The 19,090-nt window shown below is 64.9% G+C and carries 19 protein-coding genes; 12 read left to right on the top strand and 7 right to left on the bottom strand.

Going from position 1 to position 19,090, the window contains the following annotated elements:
- The first annotated feature begins 49 nt into the window (after positions 1 to 49).
- Together ACIPK7_RS01105 and ACIPK7_RS01100 are read left to right on the top strand one after the other, a co-directional pair.
- On the top strand, positions 50 to 343 hold the full coding sequence (locus tag ACIPK7_RS01105; protein ID WP_045212389.1) for a YcgL domain-containing protein: 294 nt from the start codon (positions 50 to 52) through the stop codon (positions 341 to 343).
- Positions 344 to 592: 249 nt separating this feature from the next.
- Entirely contained in the window at positions 593 to 1,525 is a 933-nt protein-coding gene (locus ACIPK7_RS01100) for a D-2-hydroxyacid dehydrogenase (protein WP_192430374.1), read from the top strand.
- Positions 1,526 to 1,658: 133 nt separating this feature from the next.
- Here the strand turns inward: ACIPK7_RS01100 and ACIPK7_RS01095 are convergent, their stop codons facing one another.
- Positions 1,659 to 2,252, bottom strand: coding sequence for a nitroreductase family protein (locus tag ACIPK7_RS01095; protein ID WP_401084563.1), 594 nt, complete (start codon positions 2,250 to 2,252; stop codon positions 1,659 to 1,661).
- 247 nt (positions 2,253 to 2,499) lie between these two features.
- Between ACIPK7_RS01095 and ACIPK7_RS01090 the strand changes: the two genes are divergently transcribed.
- Entirely contained in the window at positions 2,500 to 2,949 is a 450-nt protein-coding gene (locus ACIPK7_RS01090) for a YcgN family cysteine cluster protein (protein WP_192430372.1), read from the top strand.
- 8 nt (positions 2,950 to 2,957) lie between these two features.
- Here the strand turns inward: ACIPK7_RS01090 and ACIPK7_RS01085 are convergent, their stop codons facing one another.
- Both ACIPK7_RS01085 and ACIPK7_RS01080 read right to left on the bottom strand, forming a co-directional pair.
- Complete coding sequence (locus ACIPK7_RS01085) at positions 2,958 to 3,293, bottom strand: CPCC family cysteine-rich protein (RefSeq protein ID WP_401084560.1); 336 nt, start codon at positions 3,291 to 3,293, stop codon at positions 2,958 to 2,960.
- Positions 3,293 to 5,353: a S9 family peptidase gene (locus ACIPK7_RS01080; RefSeq protein WP_401084557.1), complete on the bottom strand. Its 2,061-nt coding sequence runs from the start codon at positions 5,351 to 5,353 to the stop codon at positions 3,293 to 3,295. The genes ACIPK7_RS01085 and ACIPK7_RS01080 overlap by 1 nt, the downstream gene beginning before the upstream one ends.
- Positions 5,354 to 5,452: 99 nt before the next feature.
- Here ACIPK7_RS01080 and ACIPK7_RS01075 point away from each other — a divergent pair, with 99 nt between their 5' ends.
- The 4 genes from ACIPK7_RS01075 (at position 5,453) to ACIPK7_RS01060 (ending at position 7,826) form a co-directional block, all read left to right on the top strand.
- A complete protein-coding gene (locus ACIPK7_RS01075; RefSeq protein ID WP_017518502.1) occupies positions 5,453 to 5,923 on the top strand; it encodes a hypothetical protein in 471 nt (156 codons plus the stop codon).
- Between the two features lie 64 nt (positions 5,924 to 5,987).
- Positions 5,988 to 6,434: an HIT family protein gene (locus ACIPK7_RS01070; RefSeq protein ID WP_401084554.1), complete on the top strand. Its 447-nt coding sequence runs from the start codon at positions 5,988 to 5,990 to the stop codon at positions 6,432 to 6,434.
- Between the two features lie 3 nt (positions 6,435 to 6,437).
- A complete protein-coding gene (locus ACIPK7_RS01065) occupies positions 6,438 to 7,211 on the top strand; it encodes a class II glutamine amidotransferase (protein WP_192430368.1) in 774 nt (257 codons plus the stop codon).
- 90 nt (positions 7,212 to 7,301) lie between these two features.
- A complete protein-coding gene (locus ACIPK7_RS01060; protein WP_045212366.1) occupies positions 7,302 to 7,826 on the top strand; it encodes a DUF2937 family protein in 525 nt (174 codons plus the stop codon).
- 101 nt (positions 7,827 to 7,927) lie between these two features.
- Here ACIPK7_RS01060 and aceK read toward each other — a convergent pair whose 3' ends face one another.
- The gene (aceK, locus tag ACIPK7_RS01055; protein WP_401084550.1) at positions 7,928 to 9,676 is read right to left on the bottom strand and encodes a bifunctional isocitrate dehydrogenase kinase/phosphatase; all 1,749 of its coding nucleotides are present in this window, start codon (positions 9,674 to 9,676) and stop codon (positions 7,928 to 7,930) included.
- 176 nt (positions 9,677 to 9,852) lie between these two features.
- On the opposite strand from aceK, the gene ACIPK7_RS01050 reads away from it, so the two are divergent.
- Positions 9,853 to 10,350 (top strand): GNAT family N-acetyltransferase, encoded by a 498-nt coding sequence (locus ACIPK7_RS01050; protein WP_401084547.1) that lies wholly within the window; start codon positions 9,853 to 9,855, stop codon positions 10,348 to 10,350.
- Positions 10,351 to 10,435: 85 nt separating this feature from the next.
- Positions 10,436 to 11,341 (top strand): DMT family transporter, encoded by a 906-nt coding sequence (locus tag ACIPK7_RS01045; RefSeq protein WP_401084544.1) that lies wholly within the window; start codon positions 10,436 to 10,438, stop codon positions 11,339 to 11,341.
- A 189-nt stretch (positions 11,342 to 11,530) separates the two neighbouring features.
- On the opposite strand, the gene ACIPK7_RS01040 is transcribed toward ACIPK7_RS01045, so the two are convergent.
- From ACIPK7_RS01040 to cysK, 3 genes are all read right to left on the bottom strand, one after another.
- Entirely contained in the window at positions 11,531 to 12,433 is a 903-nt protein-coding gene (locus ACIPK7_RS01040) for a DMT family transporter (RefSeq protein ID WP_401084541.1), read from the bottom strand.
- A gap of 620 nt (positions 12,434 to 13,053) precedes the next feature.
- Positions 13,054 to 14,148, bottom strand: coding sequence for a polyamine ABC transporter substrate-binding protein (locus tag ACIPK7_RS01035; RefSeq protein WP_045212354.1), 1,095 nt, complete (start codon positions 14,146 to 14,148; stop codon positions 13,054 to 13,056).
- A 211-nt stretch (positions 14,149 to 14,359) separates the two neighbouring features.
- Complete coding sequence (gene cysK / locus ACIPK7_RS01030) at positions 14,360 to 15,334, bottom strand: cysteine synthase A (protein ID WP_401084539.1); 975 nt, start codon at positions 15,332 to 15,334, stop codon at positions 14,360 to 14,362.
- Between the two features lie 294 nt (positions 15,335 to 15,628).
- Between cysK and ACIPK7_RS01025 the strand changes: the two genes are divergently transcribed.
- From ACIPK7_RS01025 to ACIPK7_RS01015, 3 genes are all read left to right on the top strand, one after another.
- The gene (locus ACIPK7_RS01025; RefSeq protein ID WP_015476360.1) at positions 15,629 to 16,474 is read left to right on the top strand and encodes a MoxR family ATPase; all 846 of its coding nucleotides are present in this window, start codon (positions 15,629 to 15,631) and stop codon (positions 16,472 to 16,474) included.
- 134 nt (positions 16,475 to 16,608) lie between these two features.
- A complete protein-coding gene (locus ACIPK7_RS01020; RefSeq protein WP_184593066.1) occupies positions 16,609 to 17,790 on the top strand; it encodes a VWA domain-containing protein in 1,182 nt (393 codons plus the stop codon).
- 222 nt (positions 17,791 to 18,012) lie between these two features.
- The gene (locus ACIPK7_RS01015) at positions 18,013 to 19,032 is read left to right on the top strand and encodes an AraC family transcriptional regulator (RefSeq protein WP_192430361.1); all 1,020 of its coding nucleotides are present in this window, start codon (positions 18,013 to 18,015) and stop codon (positions 19,030 to 19,032) included.
- Positions 19,033 to 19,090: the final 58 nt, after the last annotated feature.

The following is a 19,090-nucleotide window of genomic DNA, read 5'->3' as shown; positions in this document are numbered from 1 at the left end:
GCGGCCCCCTCCTTATACGCTGCCCACTCCAAACGCGGAAAGAACCGACATGAAACGCATCTGCTCCATCTACAAGAGTCCGCGCAAGAACGAGATGTACCTGTACGTCGACAAGCGCGAAGCCCTCAGCCGCGTGCCCGAGGCGCTGCTCGTCGCCTTCGGCGCGCCGCAGCATGCCTTCGACCTGGTCCTTAGCCCCGAGCGCCAGCTGGCCCGGGAAGACATCAACGTGGTGCTGGAAAACATCGAGAAGCAAGGTTTTCACCTGCAGATGCCGCCGGCGGAGGAGGAATACATCCAGCACCTCCCCGAGGAACTGCTGCGACGGAACGACCCGGTCTGATCGAGACCGCATCGTCACTCCCTTCAGGCCGCGTATTCGCCCAGTGCTGGCACTGTGCAAATATGCGGCCTGAGCGCATTATGCAGGGGTAAAAAGGGTTCAACGGAGCGGAACGCTTGGTCTCTGGCTGTGTCTATAGCCGCCTGACTTCCCTAGAACTGACGACGATTTCCCCAGGGAAGCTCCCTTGAAGCGAGTCCAGATGCGCCAGCCGGAAATGCTCCACCGTTCGAAGCGAAAGGCCTGATCATGCGCCTGCTCGTACTCGATCGCGAACACGCCCTCTACGCCGCCCTGCTGATGGCGGCCGAACCCCGGTTGACGGTGATCTCCGGCCATAATCCCGACACCCTTGTGGAAGCGGCGGCCGAATGCCCCGTGTGGCTGGCTGAGCCGACCCTGGCCGCGCAATTGCTGCGCCAGGGCGTGCACCCGGTATGGATCCAGTCGAGCTGGGCGGGCATCACCCCGCTGCTGGCCGACGACCTGCCCAAGGACTACGCCCTGACCCGCGCCGTCGGCATCTTCGGCCAGGTCATGACCGAATACCTGCTCACCTACATGCTTGCCCACGAACGCCAGTTCCTCGGCCGTCTGGCCAGCCAGGTCGGCGTGCAATGGGACGACCGCGCGCCGGGCAGCCTGAGTGGCCGGCAGATTCTCATCGTCGGCACCGGCGAGATCGGCCAGGCCGTGGCGCACATGCTGGCGCCCTTCGGCGTGGAGTTGGTGGGCGTCGCGAAGACCCCGCGTTCGTTGGTGCCCTTCGGCCGCATGGGCGGGCTGGATGACCTGCCGCGTCTGGCCGAGACCGCGGACTACGTGATCAACCTGCTGCCTGATACGCCGGAAACCGCGGATATATTCAACCTCGCGCTGTTCCAGCGGATGAAGCCTACTGCGCTGTTCCTCAACGCCGGGCGTGGCACTTCGGTTGTGGACGAGGATCTGGTTGCGGCGCTGGAAGCCAATCAGCTGGCCGGCGCGGTGATCGACGTCTGCCGCCAGGAGCCACTGCCGACTTCGCACCCGTTCTGGCATACGCCGCGCCTGCTGCTGACCGGTCATACCGCCGCGCCGACGTTGCCCAGCCTGCTGATCGACCTGTTCCGCGACAACCTAACGCGCTTCTGGGCGGGGCAGGCCATGCGCGGAGAAGTGGATTTCTCCCGCGGTTACTGACCGCTGCGGACATGAAAAAAGGCCCCATCCGGGGCTTTTTTCTTTTTGCTTTTCTGTAGGAGCGAGCTTGCTCGCGAACCGCATAGTTCCGTGCCGTGCAAGTTCGCGAGCAAGCTCGCTCCTACATTCGGCATCAGAGCGAGAAGTCACCCTCGGCGACGATCTCCGCCAGCGGGCGGCGGGTATTGGGCACTTCGCGGGCCTGAAGGCTCTCGGCGAGGATCGACTTGTCTCCCTGCTTGCCGATGGCGATCACCGCGTGGATTTCATGGTCCGCCGGGACCTTCAGTTCGGTGCGCGCGAGTTCGCGGTCGAAGCCGGCCATGCCGTGGGTGTGCCAGCCCGCCAGGCTTGCCTGCAGGGCGAGGAAGCCCCAGGCGGAGCCGGTGTCGAAGCTGTGCCACAGGGCCGGTTTTTCTTCGCTGGAGCCGGGCGGGGCGAAGGTGGTCTTGGACAGCACCACCACCAGCGCCGAGGCGTGCTGCGCCCAGCCGCGATTGAACTCGCCCAGCAGGTTCAGGTAACGCTGCCAGTTTGGCGTGTCGCGCAGGGCGAAGAGGAAGCGCCAGGGCTGCGAGTTGAAGGAGGACGGCGCCCAGCGCGCGGCCTCGATAAAGCTCAGCAGGGTGGCTTCGGGAATGGCTTCGCCGTTGAAGGCGCGGGGCGACCAGCGATTGATGAACTGCGGGTCGATCGGGTGCTCGGAAACGCGAGGGTTGGCGCTCATGGTGGCTCCTTGAGGGGCGTGGAATCTGCCGATGGTGCCGTGGTCGGCCGGGCATCGCGGTGGGATCGGGCGGTTGGCGGTTCTCGCGGCGCTGGTAGAAGGCAAGCGGAACGGGCCCGTGGGGCGATCAAACTAACCAGCGCGGCCCGCTCTGGCAAGCGTTGCACGGTCAATGGTCGCCTGCGCTTGGCCTGCGGTCGCGGCGGGCTTAGACTTTGCGCCCCGTGAAATTGCCCCTGACCAAAAAATGGCCGCCAAAGTCGAACCCTTCTGGAAACGCAAGACCCTCGACCAACTCGATCAGGAAGAGTGGGAATCGCTGTGTGACGGCTGCGGCCTGTGCTGCCTGCAGAAGCTGGAAGACGAAGATGACGGTGCCGTCTACTACACGCGCATCGCCTGCAAGCTGTTGGACCTGAAGACCTGCCGCTGCACCGACTACGCCAACCGCCGCGCCAGCGTCCCGGACTGTATCCAGCTCACCCCGGCGCAGGCCGACGAGTTCCAGTGGCTGCCGCCGACCTGCGGCTATCGCCTGGTGTCCGAGGGCAAGGACCTGCCGCTGTGGCACCACCTCGTCTGCGGTGATCGGGACGCGGTGCACCACGAGCGTATCTCCCAGTCCGGCCGCATGCTCGCCGAGGGCTCGGTGCCTGAAGACGACTGGGAAGAGCACCTGATCTTCCGCGCCGGCTGATCCTCGCGTCAGCCGCGCAGCCAGTAGCAGGCTTCTTCGCCGGCCAGCGGCGCTTCCTCGTCCGCCAGCTCCACGCGCTTTTCCCAAAGCGGGAACCAGCGGTCATCCTTTACCTCATCGATGGTCGCCGGGCGCACCTGGGCGCGCAGGCGCCGTTCGCAGGCACCCCATTGCACGAAGTTGACCTGCGCTTCGATCAGGCTCACCGCATTGGCGCCGCCGCGTGCGTCGGGGAAGCAGAGCTGCAGGTGATCGTCTTCCCAGAAGCAGATTTCGCAGATTTCGTACGACCCCGGAGGGTCGCCGAAACTGAAGTAGCCGCAGCACGGGCAGGTGTAGAGCATCAGGCGTTGCCTTCGATGCCCAGCACCTTGAACAGGAAGGCGTACTCCAGCGCCACGTCCTTCAGGCCTTGGTAGCGGCCGCTCATGCCGCCGTGGCCGGCGCCCAGGTCGGTCTTGAGCAGCAGCAGGTGCTCGTCGGTCTTGCTGACGCGCAACTTGGCCACCCACTTCGCGGCTTCCCAGTACTGCACGCGGCTGTCGTTGTAGCCGGCGACCACCAGCAGGGCGGGGTAGTCCTGCGCGCTGACGTTCTCATAGGGCGCGTAGGCGCGGATGCGGGCGTAGACGTCCGGCTCCTGCGGGTTGCCCCACTCGTCGTACTCGGTGACGGTCAGCGGCAGGTCGGGGTTGAGCATGCTGTTGAGCACGTCGACGAAGGGCACTTCGGCGATGGCTGCGGCGAACAGCTGCGGGCGCTGGTTGAGCACCGCACCGATCAGCAGGCCGCCGGCGCTGCCGCCGCTGATCGCCAGCTGCGCCGGGGTGCTGTAGCCGTGGCTGAGCAGGTGTTCGGCACAGGCGATGAAGTCGCTGAAGGTGTTCTGCTTTTGCTCCAGCTTGCCGGCGCGGTACCAGGCTTCGCCCAACTCGCCGCCGCCACGCACGTGGGCGATGGCGAAGACGAAGCCGCGCTCCAACAGGCTCAGGCGGGCGTGGGAGAACCAGGGGTCGAGGCTCTCGCCGTAGGCGCCGTAGCCATAGAGGTAGAGCGGCGCGGGCTTGCCACGGGCGATGTCTTCCAGTACCTCGCGGCGGCCGACCAGACTGATCGGCACCTGCACGCCGTCAGGCGCATCGGCCCAGAGACGGCGGCTTTCGTAGGCGTCGGCGTCGAACGGACCTTCAACCGGGGTCTGCTTGAGGACTTTCTGTTCGCCGCTGGCGAGGTCCAGCTGGCGAATCTGCGCCGGTCGGTTGAGCGCTTCGTAGCGCAGGCGGATCACCACGCTGTCGAATTCCAGGCTGTCCTGCACGTAGAGGTTGTAGGCGGCGTCCGGCAGGTCGACTCGGTGCGTCGGCTGGCCGTGCGGGTGCACTTCGACGATTGGCAGGCCGCCTTCGCGCAGGCTCAGGGTCAGGGCGCTGGCGCTCAGGGTCAGGCCTTCGAGCATCACGTCGTCGCGGTGCGCCACCAGCTCGAACCAGTGCGCGCGGGTCGGCTGCGCTTCGCTTGCATGGTAGAGGGCGAAGTTGATGCCGGTCTGGTTGCTGCGGATCAGCCAGGCCCAGTCATCGTTCAGGCGGCCGTGGTCCGGATAGTACTCGTGGCCTTCTTCGCGCGGCGCCAGGCAGACGAACTCGCCCTCGGGCTTACTGGCGTCCAGCACCCAGGCTTCGCTGGTGGTCTTGCTGTTCAGCAGCAGAATCAGTTGGCGCTCGGAGCTGGCGCGGTAGCAGTTGAGGAAGAAGCGCCCGTCGGGCTCCTCGAAGATCAGCTGCGCGCCGCTCTCGCCCAGACGGTGGCGATAGAGCTTGTGCGGGCGGTGGGTGTCGTCCAGCTCACCGAAGAACAGGGTGCGGTTGTCGTTGGCCCAGGTGAGGCTGCCATCGCAGTCGTCGAAGGGCAGGGTGGTGACGCTGCCGTCAGCCAATTCCTTCACGTAGAGGGTGTAGATCTCGTCCCCGCTGGTATCCAGGCTGTAGGCCAGCTTCGAATGATCGGGGCTGATGCTGAAGGCACCGACCGACAGGAAGCCGTCGCCGGCCAGCTCGTTCGGGTCTAGCAGCAACTGCTCGGTGCTCTCCTCGACAGTCAGCGAACCATCGGCCGGGCGCGGGCTGCGATAGTGGCGCGGGTACTCGTCGCCAGCGGTGGTGCGCTGGTAGTAGAGCCAGGGCCCCCAAGGCGTGGGTAGCGACAGGTCGGTCTCGCGGATCCGGCCCTTGATCTCCTGGAACAGGGTTTCGCGCAGTTTCGTCTGAGGATGAAGTCGATCTTCTAGGTAGGCATTTTCTGCTTTCAGGTAGTCGAGGACGTCCTCGGCGTCGCGGTTTTCCAGCCAGGCGTAGGGATCGGCGGCGGCCTCGCGGCGGGCGATGGGGGGCTGTCGGTCGGTCATGGCGATTCCTCGGGGACGGCATGGATGACGCCCGGCTGCGCACCCATGGGGAAAAGCAGCTATCATACGCACCCCTCTGTCGACACCGCACGCACGCGCATGAACGAACACGATTACACGCTTGCCTGGGGCGCCTATATCGCCGCCGGCCTTGGCCTGACCCTGGTCTGGTTTCTGATGACCGGCTGGATGTGGCGCTGGCTGCGCGAACCCCTGCGGGTGATCGTCATCGTCCTGCTGTTCACCCCGACCCCGGTGGACCCGGCGAACAACCTGTACGCCCCGGCGATCGCCATCACCGCGCTGGACGTGGTGTTCAAGGTCGGCAACAACGCCTGGCGCGCCGTCTCCGACCTCGCCCTGGTGCTGCTCGCCGCGTTCGGCCTGTACCTGCTGTTCGTGCTGATCCGCTGGCCGCTGGAGCGTTCGCTGAAGAAGCGCCGCCAGGACAAGGAAGCGGAAGACGAGCCGACCCTGCGCCAGCTGATGCAGCCTGAGCTGGTCGAGGGCGTGGACGCCCACCCAAGCGAGCGCCGCGACAACCGCGCGCGGATCGAACCGCGCCTGTAGACCGACCTTGCGTCCTGCCCCGCACGCGTCCAGCATGAACTGAACGGCCTTTCGAGGAGTTCCCATGGACTGCGTGTTCTGTGCCATCGCGGCCGGTCGCGTGCCGGCCCGTATCCTCTACGAAGACGATCATTTCATCGTGCTGCTGGACATCTACCCGCTGCGCCCCGCGCACCTGCTGCTGGTGGCTCGCGAGCACGCGACCTTCCTGCACCAACTATCCGAAGCGGCGCAGCAGGACCTGATCCCGCTGGCCGAGCGCATGGAGCGCGTGCTGCGCCGTGCCGGCTACGGGCGGGTCGGCATCAACCTGCTGGTCAACGACGGCCCCGCGGCCAACCAGCACGTCGAACATTTTCATCTGCACCTGATCCCGCGTGAGCTGAACGACCTGCCGGCCCTGCTGCTACGCGCGCTCACGCGGTTCCTGCCGCTGGGGCGGAAAAGAATGCAGAATCGCCTGGAACGCGAGCTGCATCAGCTGCGCGAGGCACTGATGGAGGAGAACTGATTCATGTGCGAGTTGCTCGGCATGAGCGCCAACGTCCCGACGGACATCGTATTCAGCTTCACCGGGCTGATGCAGCGCGGCGGCGGCACCGGCCCGCACCGCGACGGCTGGGGTATCGCCTTCTATGAAGGGCGCGGTGTGCGGCTGTTCCAGGACCCGTCCGCCAGCGTCGATTCGGAAGTCGCGCGGCTGGTGCAGCGCTATCCGATCAAGAGCGAGGCGGTGATCGGCCACATCCGCCAGGCCAACGTCGGCAAGGTCTGCCTGTCCAACACCCACCCGTTCGTGCGCGAAATGGGCGGGCGCTACTGGACCTTCGCCCACAACGGCCAGCTCGCCGACTTCCATCCCGAATCCGGTCTGTACCGCGCGGTGGGCGACACCGACAGCGAAGCGGCCTTCTGCGACCTGCTCAACCGCGTGCGCCGTGCCTTCCCCGAGCCCGTGCCGGTGGAGGTGCTGCTGCCCACCCTGGTCACCGCCTGCGCCTCCTATCGCGAGAAGGGCGTGTTCAACTGCCTGCTCAGCGATGGCGACTGGCTGTTCACCTTCTGCAGCACCAAGCTGGCCTGGATCACCCGCCGCGCGCCATTCGGCCCGGCACGCCTGCGTGATGCCGACGTGACGGTGGACTTCCAGTCGGAAACCACACCCAACGATGTGGTGACGGTGATCGCCACCGAGCCGCTGACCGACAACGAAAACTGGACCCTGATGCAGGGCGGCGAATGGATGCTCTGGTGGCGTGGCGAGATCGTCACCCAGGGGCGCATCTGATCGGGACGTGAAGCATTCCCGGAATGCCGGTGCGGCAAACGGGAGAATCCGGCGTCGCCTTGCACATCCATAAGAACGAAGGGGAAAAGAATGTTGCGCAGCTACGTACGCATGGTGCTGTTTGCACTGGGGCTGATGGTCGCCGTCCAGGTGCCGGGCTTCATCAAGGATTACGCACAACGCGTCGACGCCCATCGCATCGAGGCTACCCAAGCGCTGCAGGGCTTCAAGGACACATCGGGGCAGTTCTTCAAGGGTGACCTGAGTGCCCTGGTGGCACATTACCGCGGTAGTGCCGACCCGGTATTCCAGCGTGATGCGGACAACATCGAGCGTCTGATGCGCCGTGCCCAGCTGTTCGAGAACGAGTGGCAGGCCCTGCAGGGCTCATGGTACCAGCGCGCGCTGCACATGGTCACGGCCCCGAACCACGAGCTGCTGCAGGAAACCTACGAGAACTACCGCTACCAGGTGGTGCTGGAGCCCGAGGCTATTGGCTGGGCGCTGGCCGGCGGGCTGCTGCTGGCGTGGATCGCCGAGGTGCTGATGGCTTCGCTGGCAGCTTTGGTCGGCCTGGGAGACAACCGCCGCGCTTCGCGTCGGCACTGGAACTGAACCTCGACGGCTCTTCGTAGGAGCGAGCTTGCTCGCGAACCGGTATCAGCCCGACGTGTCGATGTCAGGTGGGATGCCGTTGTTCGCGAGCAAGCTCGCTCCTACAGGTTGGCCTGACGCCCCAATGCTTCCTCCGGCGATTCGTGGCGGCGGTAGGGGAACACGTCGATCACTTTCCCCGCGCGAATCTGCTCCTGCAGTCCCTTCCAGTAGTCCGCGTCGAACAGGTTGCCGTGCAGCTTGGCGAACTGCCGGCGCAGCTTCAGGTCGACGAACAGGAAGCGCGGGAACTCCTCGGGGAATACATCCATCGGCCCCACCGAGTACCAGGGCTCGGAGGACATCTCGTCTTCCTCGTAGCGCGCCGGCGGGATGTGCCGGAAGTGCACTTCGGTGAGGTAGCAGATTTCGTCGTAGTCGTAGAACACCACGCGGCCATGACGGGTGACGCCGAAGTTCTTCAGCAGCATGTCGCCGGGGAAGATGTTCGCCGCCGCCAGTTGCTTGATCGCCAGCCCGTAGTCCTTCAGCGCTTCCTCCACCTGCGCCGGCGTGGCGTGCTCCAGATAGATGTTCAGCGGGGTCATGCGGCGTTCGGTCCAGCAGTGGCGGATCAGGACCACGTCGCCTTCCAGCTTCACGGTGGAGGGTGCGACGTCCAGCAGTTCGGCGAGGCAGTCGGGGTCGAACTTGCGCACCGGGAAGCGGAAGTCGGCGAACTGCTGGGTGTCGGCCAGGCGCCCGACGCGGTCGTGGTTCTTCACCAGCTGGTACTTCTGGATCACCGTGGCGTGGTCCACGGTCTTGGCCGGGTTGAAGTTGTCCTTGATGATCTTGAACACGGTGTTGAAGCCCGGCAGGGTGAACACGCTCATGACCATGCCGCGCACGCCAGGGGCCATGACGAAGCGGTCGTCGGTGGTCGCCAGGTGATTGATCAGTGCGCGGTAGAACTCGCTCTTGCCTTGCTTGTAGAAACCGATGGAGGTGTACAGCTCGGCGATGTGCTTGCCCGGCAGCAGACGCTTGAGGAAGGCGACCATCTCCGCCGGCACCGGCGCGTCGACCATGAAGTAGGAGCGGGTGAAGGAGAAGATGATCGAGACTTCCGCCTCATCGGTGATCACCGTGTCGAACTGGATGCCGCGCCCTTCGTGGTGCACCAGCGGGAACACCAGCGGCCACTGCTCTTCCGGGGTGAACAGGCGGCCCACCAGGTAGGCGCCCTTGTTGCGGTAGAACACCGAGCCGATCAGTTCGATGGTCAGGGTCGGGTCCTTGCACACCCAGTCCGGCAGGTTGGCGTGCAGCAGGCTGTCCATACGCTGCAGGTCGCGCTCGCGGTCGTCGTAGTCCACGGCGAAACGGTAGTCGTCGAAGATGCTTTCCAGCGCCTGGCGCAGCTTGCCGCCGGGGCGGTAGATGCGGGTGTGCGGGTCGCGCGTATGGGCGCGCAGCGAGGGCCGGGTGGTGTGTACGAACATCGTGCCGTCGCTGATGTTGTCGTGGCTGAACAGGCCGCAGAAGATCGAGTTGAACCAGGTTTCCGCCAACTCATCGTCCAGGCGCGGGTCGATCAGGGTGATGTAGGCACTCTTGGCAATGGGCCAGCGCTCCACGTCCACCAGGTCGATGCCGGCCATCGCGCGGGTCAGTCTGCCCACGGTCTCGGCAACCATTTCCTCGTACAGCTCGATGCGTTCGGCGGAGGCGCGCTGGGCCTCTTGCCACTGCGCCTGTTCGAAACGCGCGGGTGCTCCGGCGGTGATCTGGTGGAACTTCGCGCGGTAGTCGTCGAAGCCTTCGAGGATCAGGGTGGCGATCTCGGTCGCCGGCCAGTGCTGAGCCATGGGAGAGCCTCTGCTGGGTTCTGGTGCAGCGAGCTTAGCCATGGGGAACGGTGAGGGAAAGGGCGATTTCGCTGGAGGATCGTGGCGCTTTCCCGTGAAATTAACGCGTATGCTGGCCGGCCGCGCTCTTGGATAAAGAGCCCTGGAAAAGTCCATCGGCAAGGAGCTGGCACACAATGGAAGACTTTCGCATCGAGCGTTGTACCGAGCAGCACATCAACGGTCTCGCGGCCCTCTACAACGATCCGGCGGTCGCCCGCCAGGTGCTGCAGATGCCGTACCAGGCGCCGGAGCTGTGGCGCAAACGACTGGTGCTGGATGACGAGCGCCGCGTCACGCTGATGGCAATGCACCAGGACCAGGTGATCGGCAGTGCCAGCCTCGAACAGTTCCCCCGCGTGCGTCGTAGCCAATGCGGCAGCATCGGCATGGGTGTCGCCGTAGCCTGGCAGGGGCGGGGAGTTGGCACGCGACTGCTGGCTGAACTGATGGAAGTGGCCGACAACTGGATGGGCCTGCGTCGCGTCGAGCTGACCGTCTACACCGACAATGCGCCGGCCGTCGCGCTGTACCGCAAGTTCGGTTTCGAGGTGGAAGGAACGCTGCGCGAATTCGCCCTACGCGACGGTATTTACGCCGACGTGCTGAGCATGGCCCGCCTGCGCCGCCTCTGACAGTGGACTTTGAAAGTCAGCTATGGATGGATGGTGTCTGCCACCGGCGTAGGCTGGTGGCTTACCTGCCCTGGAGCTTTTCGCGATGAATCCCGCTGCTCTGCTGAATATGTTCGGGCTGGCCGCCATCTGGGGCGCCAGCTTCCTGTTCATGCGCCAACTGGTGCCTACCATTGGCGTGATGCCAACGGCGTTCTTCCGTGTCGTGTTGTCGGCAGTCGGGCTGGTCGTGATCATGCTGGCCCTGCGCACCCGCTGGGATTTTCGCGGCAAACTCATGCGCATTCTGCTGATCGGCGTGATCGCCTCCGGTATCCCAGTCCTGATGTACAGCCTGGCGGCGCAGTTTTTGCCGGCGGGGTATTCGGCGATCTTCAACGCCACCACGCCGCTGATGGGCGTGCTGATCGGTTCGCTGTTCTTCGGTGAGGCGCTTACCGGCGGCAAGGCGCTCGGCGTGCTGCTGGGGTTGGCCGGCGTAGCGGTGCTGACCCGCGCCGGCCCCGTGCCCTTCGACTCCCAGGTGCTCTGGGGCGCCGCCGCCTGCCTGGTGGCGACGACCTGCTACGGTTTTGCCGGCTATTTCACCAAGCGCTGGATCAACGACCAGGGCGGCCTGGACTTCGCCGTCTCTGCCCTGGGCAGCCAGACGGGCGCAACCCTGTGTCTGCTGCCGTTCTTCTTCGGCACCAGCCTGGACATGCCGCTCGCGCCGCTGGCTGAGCCGAAGATCCTGCTGGCGCTGGCTGGCTTGGGCTTCCTCTGCACGTCCTTCGCCTATGTCCTGTACTTCCGCCTGTTGGCCAGCATCGGCCCGCTGAAGACCATGACGGTGACCTTCCTGATTCCGCCGTTTGGCGTGTTCTGGGGCGTGCTGCTGCTGGATGAATCGCTGTCCTGGGCGCACCTGCAGGGTGGCGTGCTGATTGCCCTGGCGCTATGGCTGGTGCTGCGTCCGGCGCCGCAGCCGAAGATAGAGGCGGCGGGGTGAGAGCCTGAAATCGTTTGATTTCAGCGCAACGGGTTGCCCTCACCTTAGCCCTCTCCCGGAGGGAGAGGGGACTGTCCTCTGCCTCCGGAGAGCGTCGAGCTATCCTCATACTCCGAACTGCTTGCTCTCCCTTCGGAGCGGGGCGCTTAGCCAGGGCTGGGGAGAGGGAGCAAGCTCCACGCAGGACTGTCAGTTATCCACAGCCTTCACCGCCCCGGCGTCCCTTGCCGGAGCTGCCTGGCGGAACACCAGCATCAACCCCACCACGATAAGCCCCATGCCCAGCAGGCCGAGGGCGGACAGGCGATTCCCGAACACCGCGTAGTCCATCAGTGCCGTAACCGCCGGCACCAGGTAGAACAGGCTGGTGACATTGACCAGGTTGCCCGCCGCGATCATCCGGTACAGCAGCACGGTGGCCAGCACCGAGACCATCAGGCCCATCCACAGCGCGCTGAGGATGAACGCCGCGTTCCACTCCACGTGCAGCGGCTGGAAGGGCGCGACGGCGGCGCACAGCGCGAGCCCGGCCAGGTACTGCAGGGGCAGGGTCCCCAGCGGGTTCTCGCGGATGTTCTTCTGCAGGATCGAGCCGCCGGTGATCGACAGCAGCGCCAGCAGGCAGCAGGCCAGCCCGGCGAAGGTCAGGCCCGACAGCCCTATGCTCTGGTAGACCACCATCACCAGCCCGATCAGCCCCAGCGCGAGGCCGCCCAGTCGCGGCGCTGAATGCCGGCGTTCGAGCAGGAAACTGGTCAGCATCGGCTGCACGCCCAGAACGGTGGCGATGACGCCGGGGGTGACGTGCAGGTCCAGCGCCATCAGGTAGAAGATCGGGTAGATGCCCAGCATCACCAGGCCGGTGAGCACGGCGTGGCGCACCTGCTTGTGCTCGCGCGGCCAGCGCAGGCCGATCAGCGGCGAGAGGATCAGCAGCGCCACCAGCGCGGTGCCGAAGCGGGCGATGAGGAAGACCATCGGCGAAGCATGGGCCAGGCCCCACTTGCTGATGATGGCGGCGCTGCTCCACAGCAGCACGAACAGGGAGGTGCTGGCCAGGGCGGCCAAGGAGGAACGGTTGAGCGAAATCATGCAATGCACCTGTCGTCAGGCAGATCACGACCGGCCACCAATGGGCCGGACACATACCGGGAGCCGCGTCAGTCGAGCGCGGAAAACCAGGCGATGGAAAACGCGTGTGGCGTCAGAAGCTCACGCCGGGTGGCGGATAGGCCGCACCGGGAGGCGGAGGCGACGCGACAGCGACGACAGGAGGCGGAGGAGGGCAGGCCGCGCCCGCACCCGCGCCGCAGGCCGGGGAGGCTGCAACGTTGATTGCCGGATCGGGCAATGGGTATCGGGACATTGAAGGCGAACCTGTTCAGTGGGCAGCTACCGGGCTGCGTGGACTGACTATAGCGGCCCGCATCGCCGCTGGCGAGCCCTGCGCAAGTCGTGCGGCAAAGTGCGATTCCTGCGACAAAATTGCTTGCGCAGGCAGGATGCTCGTGGGCTGGTGCCTTTCGTAAGAGCGAGCTTGCTCGCGAACCGATTTCGTCGCGGGCCCCGTTCGCGAGCAAGCTCGCTCCTACAGGAAGCTTGCCGCCTGCATCTCTCATGCGAACAGGCGTTGTCTGCGAAATCCGGCTCGGTGCAAGCGACAGAAACGACAACGCGCGGCCGGGCCGCGCGTTGTCAGGCAAGGGTGACGCTTACTTGCCGGTCTTGATGGTGTTCCAGGTACGGGTACGTACGCGGTCGATCTTCATCGGCATGGATTCGAGGGCAAACAGCTTGGCCATCTTGTCCTGCGGCGGATAGATCGCCGGGTCCGCCTTGATTGCCTTGTCCACCAGCGGGTCGGCAGCCAGGTTGCCGTTGGCGTAGTGCACGTAGTTGCTCACGCCTGCCATCACTTCCGGGCGCAGCAGGTAGTTCATGAAGGCGTAAGCAGCTTTCTCATCCGGCGCGTCGTTGGGCATGGCGACCATGTCGAACCACAGCGGCGAGCCTTCTTTCGGGGTGGAGTACTGGATTTCCACGCCGTTCTTGGCTTCCTTGGCGCGGGTAGCGGCCTGCAGGATGTCGCCGGAGAAGCCGACGGCCACGCAGATCTCGCCGTTGGCCAGGTCGCTGACATACTTGGAGGAGTGGAAGTAGCGGATGTACGGACGCACCTTGAGCAGCGCTTCCTCGGCCTTCTTGTAGTCATCCAGCTTCTGGCTGTGATGCGGCAGGCCCAGGTAGTTCAGGGTGATCGGCAGCAGCTCCGGGCCGTTGTCCAGCACCGCTACGCCGCACTTGGCCAGCTTCTCCATGTACTCGGGCTTGAAGAAGATGTCCCAGGAGTCGATCGGCGCGTTGTCGCCCAGCACTTCCTTGATCTTGGCCGGGTTGTAGCCGATGCCGGTGGTGCCCCACAGGTAGGGGAAGCCGTGCTCGTTGCCCGGATCGTTCACTTCCAGTGCCTTCATCAGCACCGGGTTGAGGTTCTTCCAGTTCGGCAGCTGGCTCTTGTCCAGCTTCTTCAGCGCGCCGGCCTGGATCTGCTTGGCCATGAAGTGGTTCGACGGCACCACGATGTCGTAACCGGATTTGCCGGTCATCAGCTTGCCATCGAGGGTCTCGTTGCTGTCGTAGACGTCGTAGGTCGCCTGGATGCCGGTTTCCTTGGTGAAGGTCGGCACGGTGTCCGGGGCGATGTAGTCGGACCAGTTGTAGATCTTCACGCTGTCGGCCTGGGCGGCGCCGGCGGCAACGGAAAGGGAGAGAGCAAGGGTGGAGAGCAACGGGGCGGAAATTTTCATTCTTGTGTTCCTGACAACGGTGCGGAAAGCCCGGGCCATCCGCGAAAGATGGGCGACGCTTCGTCGCGGGCTGCGCAAGAATTAACCATTTTGCCGGAACATGGCGAGGGGCCATGGCTGCCTGCGGGTCCGCAGACAGCGCATGTGACCCGAGCCGCACCGATTCGGAACGGCAGGTAGGAATCCGCCCCGCAGAGGGGCGCAATAGAGCTTACTGGACCAGTTCCTGGTCCTCGAACAGGCCGTCGAAGAGCATGGTGGAGAGGTAGCGCTCGCCCGAGTCCGGCAGCACCACGACAATGGTCTTGCCCTGCATGTTCGGCTCTTCGGCGAGCTTGACCGCGGCAGCCATGGCGGCACCGCTGGAGATACCGCAGAGGATGCCTTCTTCCTGCATCAGGCGCAGGGCCATGTTCTTGGCGTCTTCGTCGGCGATGGTGGCGACGCGGTCGACCAGCGACAGATCGAGGTTCTTCGGCACGAAGCCGGCGCCGATGCCCTGGATCTTGTGCGGGCTGGGCTTGATCTCTTCGCCGGCCAGGGCCTGGCTGATCACCGGCGAGGTGACCGGCTCGACGGCCACCGAGAGGATCGGCTTGCCCTTGGTGTTCTTGATGTAGCGCGATACACCGGTGATGGTGCCGCCGGTGCCGACGCCGGCCACCAGTACGTCCACCGCGCCATCGGTGTCGTTCCAGATTTCCGGGCCGGTGGTCTTCTCGTGGATCGCCGGGTTGGCCGGGTTGTCGAACTGCGCCGGCATGAAGTACTTCGCCGGGTCGCTGGCGAGGATTTCCTCGGCTTTGGCAATGGCGCCCTTCATGCCCTTGGCCGGTTCGGTCAGGACGATCTCGGCGCCCAGGGCCTTGAGCACCTTGCGGCGTTCCAGGCTCATGGAGGAGGGCATGGTGAGGATCAGCTTGTAGCCACGGGCGGCGGCGACGAAGGCAAGGCCGATGCCGGTGTTGCCGGAGGTCGGCTCGACGATGGTCATGCCCGACTTCAGGCGGCCGCCGGACTCGGCATCCCAGATCATGTTGGCGCCGATCCGGCACTTCACCGAGTAGCCCGGGTTGCGCCCTTCGATCTTGGCCAGGATGGTGACGCCGCGCGGGGCGATGCGGTTGATCTGGACCAGCGGCGTATTGCCGATGGACTGCGCGTTGTCTGCGTAGATGCGGCTCATGATGAGAGTCCTTGTCGCTCGAAGGTGATCAGAAAGCCTATTCCCAGCCCGCCTTCCAGTCCAGACGCAGAACCGGCATAAGGATGGGCGCGGCGCCGCCGGAGTCGGGCTCCACTGGAAACCGCAGGCCGTCGCCGATGCCGTGCGTGGCTGGACCGAGGGTGACTGGGCATTCAGTGACTGAATGCCCGTCCTGCGTTCACAGTCGAGCGCCATGCGCGTTATAGTCGCAGTCTCCCAAACGCACATTTCCGCCCGGGTCTTCCCCGGCCGCTACCGTTCGAGGATTCACCGATGAAGTTCGAAGGCACCCAGTCCTACGTCGCCACCGACGACCTCAAGCTGGCGGTCAACGCCGCCATCACCCTGCAGCGCCCGCTGCTGGTGAAAGGCGAGCCGGGCACCGGCAAGACCATGCTCGCCGAGCAGTTGGCGGAGTCCTTCGGTGCCAAGCTGATCACCTGGCACATCAAGTCCACCACCAAGGCCCACCAGGGCCTCTACGAGTATGACGCGGTCAGCCGCCTGCGCGACTCGCAGTTGGGCGTGGACAAGGTCCACGACGTGCGCAACTACATCAAGAAGGGCAAGCTCTGGGAGGCCTTCGAGGCCGAGGAGCGCGTGATCCTGCTGATCGACGAGATCGATAAGGCCGACATCGAGTTCCCCAACGACCTGTTGCAGGAACTCGACAAGATGGAGTTCTTCGTTTACGAGACCAATGAGACCATCAAGGCCAAACAGCGCCCGATCATCATCATCACCTCCAACAACGAGAAGGAACTGCCGGACGCCTTCCTGCGCCGCTGCTTCTTCCACTACATCGCCTTCCCCGACCGCGAGACCCTGCAGAAGATCGTCGACGTGCACTACCCGAAGATCAGCGGCACGCTGGTCAGCGAAGCGCTGGACATCTTCTTCGACGTGCGCAAGGTGCCGGGCCTGAAGAAGAAACCCTCCACTTCCGAGCTGGTGGACTGGCTGAAGCTGCTGATGGCCGACAACATTGGCGAAGCGGTGCTGCGCGAGCGCGATCCGACCAAGGCCATCCCGCCGCTGGCTGGCGCGCTGGTGAAGAACGAGCAGGACGTGCAGCTGTTGGAACGCCTGGCGTTCATGAGCCGTCGCGCCAGTCGCTGATGTTCTGGCTTTTCCCCCTCTCCCTCTGGGAGAGGGCAGGGGTGAGGGCATGGCCACCGCGCCGTGTTTCCCCCTCACCCTGACCCTCTCCCAATGGGGGAGGGGACTGTCCGATTTTCTGTGAGGGCATATCCATGCTGCTCAACCTGTTCAACGAAATGCGCGCGGCCAAGGTGCCGGTGTCGGTGCGCGAGCTGCTCGACCTGATCGATGCGCTCAAGCACCGCGTCGTGTTCGCCGACATGGACGAGTTCTACTACCTCGCCCGCACCATCATGGTGAAGGACGAGCGCCACTTCGATAAGTTCGACCGGGCCTTCGGCGCCTACTTCAAGGGCCTGGAAAAGCTCGACGACCATCTCAAGGCGCTGATCCCCGAAGAGTGGCTGCGCAAGGAGTTCGAGCGCCTGCTGACCGACGAGGAGCGCGCGCAGATCCAGTCGCTCGGCGGCCTGGACAAGCTCATCGAGGAGTTCAAGAAACGCCTGGAAGAGCAGAAGGAACGCCACGCTGGCGGCAACAAGTGGATCGGCACCGGCGGCACCAGCCCGTTCGGCTCTGGCGGCTTCAACCCCGAGGGTATCCGCGTCGGCGACGCTGGCAAGCGCCAGGGCAAGGCTGCCAAGGTGTGGGACCAGCGCGAGTACAAGAACCTCGACGACCAGGTTGAGCTGGGCACGCGCAACATCAAGATCGCCCTGCGCCGCCTGCGCAAGTTCGCCCGCGAAGGCGCGGCGGAAGAGCTGGACATCGACGGCACCATCGACCACACCGCCAAGGATGCCGGGCTGCTCAACATCCAGATGCGTCCCGAGCGCCGCAACACCGTGAAGCTGTTGCTGCTGCTGGATATCGGCGGCTCCATGGACGCCCATGTGAAGGTCTGCGAGGAACTGTTCTCGGCCTGCAAGACCGAGTTCAAGCACCTGGAGTACTTCTACTTCCACAACTTCATCTACGAGTCGGTGTGGAAGAACAATCTGCGTCGCGGGAGCGAACGTACCTCCACCTTCGACCTGCTGCACAAGTATGGGCCGGACTACAAGGTGGTGTTCGTCGGCGACGCCGCCATGGCTCCGTACGAGATCACCCAGGCCGGCGGCAGCGTCGAGCACTGGAACGAGGAAGCCGGCTACGTGTGGATGCAGCGCTTCATGGAGAAGTACAAGAAGCTCATCTGGATCAACCCGTACCCGAAGGACACCTGGAACTACACCGCTTCCACGGGCCTCGTGCGCGAGCTGGTGAAGGAGCAGATGTTCCCGCTGACCCTGAGCGGCCTGGAAGAGGGCATGCGCTTCCTCTCGCGTGGTTGAGCTACACAGGGTCGAGCGCCAGGACGGTGCATCCGCACCGTCCTGGCGTCCGCAAAGGTAACCCTGCAGCCGGCGGAAAATTTCCCGTCCGGGCTCGCAAGCCCCGCCCGTGGGGATCGATACGGCCACGCCAGGTGGCCGGCACGCATCTTGCCTCCCCCAGACCTGCGCCAGCCGCGGTAACATCCGCTGGCGCGCCGTAGCGTCTACGATGGGCATCGAATGAATCCTCTGACCTTCTCCCGCTCCACCTGGCTCAACTCCCTGCACATGACCTCGCTGACCGTCGCGCTGATGGAGTCCGAGGGGCACAGCCGCGAGTCCATCCTCGAGGGCAGCGGCATCACCGGCGACGATCTGCTCGACCTGCGCCGGCTGGTCAGCCCCTGGCAGGAGCAGCAGGTCTTCGGCAATGTGCAGAACCTCGCTGGCGAACCGGCACTTGGCCTGCGCCTGGGTGTGCGCACGCGGATCACCGCCTACGGCCTTCTGGGTTATGCGCTGATCTCCGCGCCGACCCTGGGCGAAGCGCTGCGCATCGGGCTGAGTTACCCGGTGTTGCTGGGTACGTACTTCCACCTCGCGCTGGAAGTGGAAGGCGACATGGCCTGGCTGGTCGCCACCGGCTACGGCGAAGAGGAGGAGATGCGCCCGTTCAACACCGAGCTGTGCCTGGGCTCGCTGAAGGTGGCTTGCGCCGACCTGCTCGGCCAGCCGCTGCCGCTGGTGCGCGCCGAATTCGACTACGCCGGCCCGGCCGACCGCCGCGCAGCCTATGCCACGCTGTTCGGCTGCCAGCTGGAGTTCGATTGCGCGCGCAGCGCCATCGGCTTCCCCGCTAGCTGGCTGGACATGCGCTTGCCGCTGGCCGACGCGGTGACTCACCGCGAGATGCTCGAACAATGCCGCCGCCAGAACATCGACCTGGCGGCGCGCCGTGCCTGGCTGGACAAGGTGCGTGCGATCCTCGGCGAGCGCCTGCAGGAGCCGCCGGGCCTGGAGGAACTGGCACGGCGCCTGAACTGTTCCTCGCGCAGCCTGCGCCGCCACCTGCAACAACAGCAGACCAGCTACCAGCAACTGCTCGACGAGCTGCGCTTCGCCCGCGCCAAGGAACTGCTGCAGGACGGCGACATGCCGATCTACCGCATCGCCGAGGAACTGGGCTTCAGCGAGACCGCCAGCCTGCGCCACGCCTTCCAGCGCTGGAGCGGCCAGCCGCCGAGCCACTTCCGTGCATAGAGAGCCGAGCATAAATATTCGCGCACCAAGCACCGCGCAGGAATTGCGCGCGGAATTG

This window comes from Pseudomonas sp. NPDC086581 (assembly GCF_044746165.1).
Classification (GTDB): Bacteria; Pseudomonadota; Gammaproteobacteria; order Pseudomonadales; family Pseudomonadaceae; genus Pseudomonas.
This window is presented reverse-complemented; position numbering and strand designations above follow the sequence as displayed.